The organism is Stenotrophomonas daejeonensis (genome assembly GCF_001431505.1).
Lineage (GTDB): Bacteria > Pseudomonadota > Gammaproteobacteria > Xanthomonadales > Xanthomonadaceae > Stenotrophomonas > Stenotrophomonas daejeonensis.
The window spans coordinates 1-3,707 of the sequence record NZ_LDJP01000109.1 but is presented as its reverse complement, the minus strand read 5'-3'; the positions used below and the strand labels follow the sequence as shown (position 1 = coordinate 3,707).

Here is a 3,707-nt window from a genome sequence, read left to right as displayed (position 1 = left end):
TGCTGGAGTCACAGCCTAACGCTTGAATTAAGCCGCGCCGCGAAGCGGCGTCGGCTTGAATGAATTGTTAGGGCACACTCTCGCGCACCTGGAAGATATTGCCCTCTGGGTCCACCGCATTGCACACGATGAAACCTGGGCCGGACCATTGCTCTGGCAGAACCTCACCCCCGAGTGCCGATGCTGTTTGACTAGCTTGCTGAAGGCTTGGGACCGTAAAGAAGAACTTGTAGGCCGCATTGTCCCGCTTGACCGGTGGGCTGGAAATGTCAACTTGAGCGGCGATATGGGCGGGCATGGCGTTGACGGTGATCTGGAGATCCGGCGAGCGCAATACCACCAAGCCGGGTGCAGCATGCGCACGAGACATGCCAAGAAGCGTTTGATAGAAGCTAGCGAGGCGCTCAAGGTATTTTGCGTAAATGAAGAGGCCAGCAGAGGCAGGACCGGACATCAAAGCTCCTTGTGGAAGTTGCGACGCACTCGCAGTGCGCCCTAACACTTATTGGACCGCCTAATCGCGGCGTCGCTCCGAGTATGGCGGCTTCTTCCTGCCTTGTGAATCAGGGAAATCCTACATGGCTTCAAAGGGTTGGCTGAGCGTGGCAGACATGGCGCGTGCCATAGGCTGCGGGTGTTATGCCGCAAAGATGCCGTGCCATGGATTACACCCCTCAACCATCCGGTGTATCGGGGGCGGGGCTTCGCCCGCCGCGCCTGCTTGAGCAGGTCCGCGGGCGTATCCGGTTGCGGCATTACAGCATCCGCACCGAGCAGGCCTATGTGGGTTGGATCCGCCGCTTCATTCTCGCCAATGGTCGGCGCCACCCGAAGGAATTGGGTGGACGGGAGGTCGAGGTCTTTCTCACGCGGTTGGCGACGGTGGGCAATGTCTCGGCGGCCACGCAGAACCAGGCGCTGTCGGCGCTCTTGTTTCTGTATCGCGAAGTGCTGGAAATCGAGTTGCCGTGGATGGAGGAGGTGGTGCGCGCCAAGCGCCCGCGCCGGTTGCCGGTGGTGTTGGCGCAGGAGGAGGTGGCGCGGCTGTTGTCGGTGATGCCCGAGGGGTTGCCGGAATTGATGGCACGCCTGCTTTACGGTACCGGCATGCGCTTGATGGAATGCCTGCGCCTGCGCATCAAGGATGTGGATTTCGCGCGGCGGGAAATCTGCGTGCGCAGCGGCAAGGGCGACAAGGACCGGCGCGTGCCGCTGCCCGAATCGTTGCATGGGCGTTTGTTGCGGCAACGGGAGCGTGCATTGCTCCTGCACCATCGGGATCTGGCGCGGGGCTTTGGCCGCGTCCACCTGCCGCATGCACTGGCCCGCAAATATCCCGATGCCGACGGCGAGCCGGCCTGGCAATACCTGTTTCCTTCCTCGCGGATTTCCACCGATCCGCGCAGTGGTCGTTCCGGGCGCCACCATGCGGGGGAGGAAACCTTGCAGCGGGCAATCAAGGCGGCCCGTGTGCGGGCCGGCATCACCAAGCCGGCCACCTGCCATTCGTTGCGGCACTCCTTTGCCACGCATCTGCTCGAAGCCGGCCATGACATCCGCACGGTGCAGGAGCTGCTGGGGCACAAGGACGTGGCGACCACGCAGATCTACACGCATGTACTGGGGCGCGGTGCCGGCGGATTGCTCAGTCCGCTGGATCGGCTGCCGGGTGTCGTGCCGGGGCCGGCATGAACGGCGGGTGCCGGGCAAGCCCGGCACCTGTGAACTTTCAGTCTTCCAACAGCGCCTTGTCGCGCACCGCGCCCTTGTCGGCACTGGTGGCCAGCAGGGCGTAGGCCTTCAATGCGGTGCTGACCTTGCGCGGGCGCGGCAGCGCCGGCTTCCAGCCACGTGCGGCCTGCTCGTCGCGGCGGCGGGCGAGTTCGGCCTCGTCCACCAGCAGGTCGATGCCGCGCTGCGGGATGTCGATGCGGATGCGGTCGCCGTCGCGCACCAGTGCGATGCTGCCGCCGGCGGCGGCTTCCGGCGAGCAGTGGCCGATGCTCAGGCCGGAGGTGCCGCCGGAGAATCGGCCATCGGTAAGCAGGGCGCAGGCCTTGCCCAGCCCTTTCGATTTCAGGTACGAGGTCGGGTACAGCATTTCCTGCATGCCGGGGCCGCCCTTCGGGCCTTCGTAGCGGATGACGACCACTTCGCCGGGCTGCACTTCGTCGCCGAGGATGCCCTTCACCGCCGCGTCCTGGCTTTCATAGACGCGCGCGCTGCCCTCGAACACGTGGATGGATTCGTCCACGCCGGCGGTCTTGACCACGCAGCCGTCGGCGGCGAGGTTGCCGTACAGCACCGCCAGCCCGCCCTCGCTGGAATAGGCGTGGGCCACGTCGCGGATGCAGCCTTCGCCGCGGTCTACGTCCAGCGACGGCCAGCGCGTGCTCTGGCTGAAGGCCACCTGCGTCGGGATGCCGGCCGGGCCGGCCTTGTAGAAGTTGTGGACGGCCGCGTCCTGCGTCTGCGTCACGTCCCACCGCGCGATGGCTTCGCCCAGGGTGCGGCTGTGCACGGTCGGCACATTGGCATGCAGCAGGCCGCCGCGCGCCAGTTCGCCGAGGATGGCCATGATGCCGCCGGCGCGGTGCACGTCCTCGACGTGGTACCTGGGCGTGTTCGGCGCCACCTTGCACAGCTGCGGCACGCGTCGCGACAGGCGGTCGATGTCGCGCAGGTCGAAGGCCACCTCGGCCTCCTGCGCGGCGGCGAGCAGGTGCAAGATGGTGTTGGTGGAGCCGCCCATCGCGATGTCCAGGGTCATCGCGTTCTCGAACGCTTCGAAGGTGGCGATGCCGCGCGGCAAGGCATTGGCGTCCTCACCGCCATACCAGCGGTGGCACAGCTCGACGATCAGCCGCCCGGCGCGCTTGAACAGCGCTTCGCGGTCGGCGTGGGTGGCCACCACGGTGCCATTGCCGGGCAGCGACAGGCCCAGTGCCTCGGTCAGGCAGTTCATCGAGTTGGCGGTGAACATGCCGCTGCACGAGCCGCAGGTGGGGCAGGCGCTGCGTTCGACGGCGGCCACCTGCTCGTCGCTGACGCTGGTGTCGGCGGCCATCACCATCGCGTCCACCAGGTCGAGCTTGTGCTCGGCCAGCCGGGTCTTGCCGGCTTCCATCGGCCCGCCGGAGACGAACACCACCGGGATGTTCAGCCGCAGCGCGGCCATCAGCATGCCGGGGGTGATCTTGTCGCAGTTGGAAATGCACACCAGCGCGTCGGCGCAGTGCGCGTTGGCCATGTATTCCACCGAGTCGGCGATGATCTCGCGGCTGGGCAGCGAATACAGCATGCCGTCGTGGCCCATCGCGATGCCGTCGTCCACGGCGATGGTGTCGAACTCCTTGGCCACGCCGCCGGCCGCTTCGATCTCGCGCGCCACGAGCTGGCCCAGGTCCTTCAGGTGTACGTGGCCAGGCACGAACTGGGTGAAGGAGTTGGCCACGGCGATGATCGGCTTGTGGAAGTCGCCGTCGGTCATGCCGGTGGCGCGCCACAGGGCGCGGGCGCCTGCCATGTTGCGGCCGGCGGTGGAGGTTTTCGAGCGGTATTCGGGCATGGTGGGGGAATGCGGAATGCAGTGCGGCGATTCTGCATGAAGAACCCGGTTGCTGTTGCAACCGTTGCCTTGTGCAAAGCCTGTAGGAGCGGCGCGAGTCGCGACAGCTTTCCAATGCTCCGGTCGCGACTCGCGTCGC

3 protein-coding genes are annotated in these 3,707 nt (G+C 66.1%); 1 reads left to right on the top strand and 2 read right to left on the bottom strand.

The window, feature by feature from the left end; genetic code table 11:
* Positions 1 to 67 precede the first annotated feature (67 nt).
* Positions 68 to 454, bottom strand: a complete 387-nt coding sequence (locus ABB34_RS15050; RefSeq protein ID WP_083490236.1) for a VOC family protein — start codon at positions 452 to 454, stop codon at positions 68 to 70.
* 206 nt (positions 455 to 660) lie between these two features.
* Between ABB34_RS15050 and ABB34_RS14425 the strand changes: the two genes are divergently transcribed.
* A complete protein-coding gene (locus tag ABB34_RS14425; protein ID WP_057642075.1) occupies positions 661 to 1,692 on the top strand; it encodes an integron integrase in 1,032 nt (343 codons plus the stop codon).
* Between the two features lie 37 nt (positions 1,693 to 1,729).
* Here the strand turns inward: ABB34_RS14425 and ilvD are convergent, their stop codons facing one another.
* A complete protein-coding gene (gene ilvD, locus ABB34_RS14420) occupies positions 1,730 to 3,568 on the bottom strand; it encodes a dihydroxy-acid dehydratase (protein WP_057642074.1) in 1,839 nt (612 codons plus the stop codon).
* Between the last annotated feature and the right edge of the window lie 139 nt (positions 3,569 to 3,707).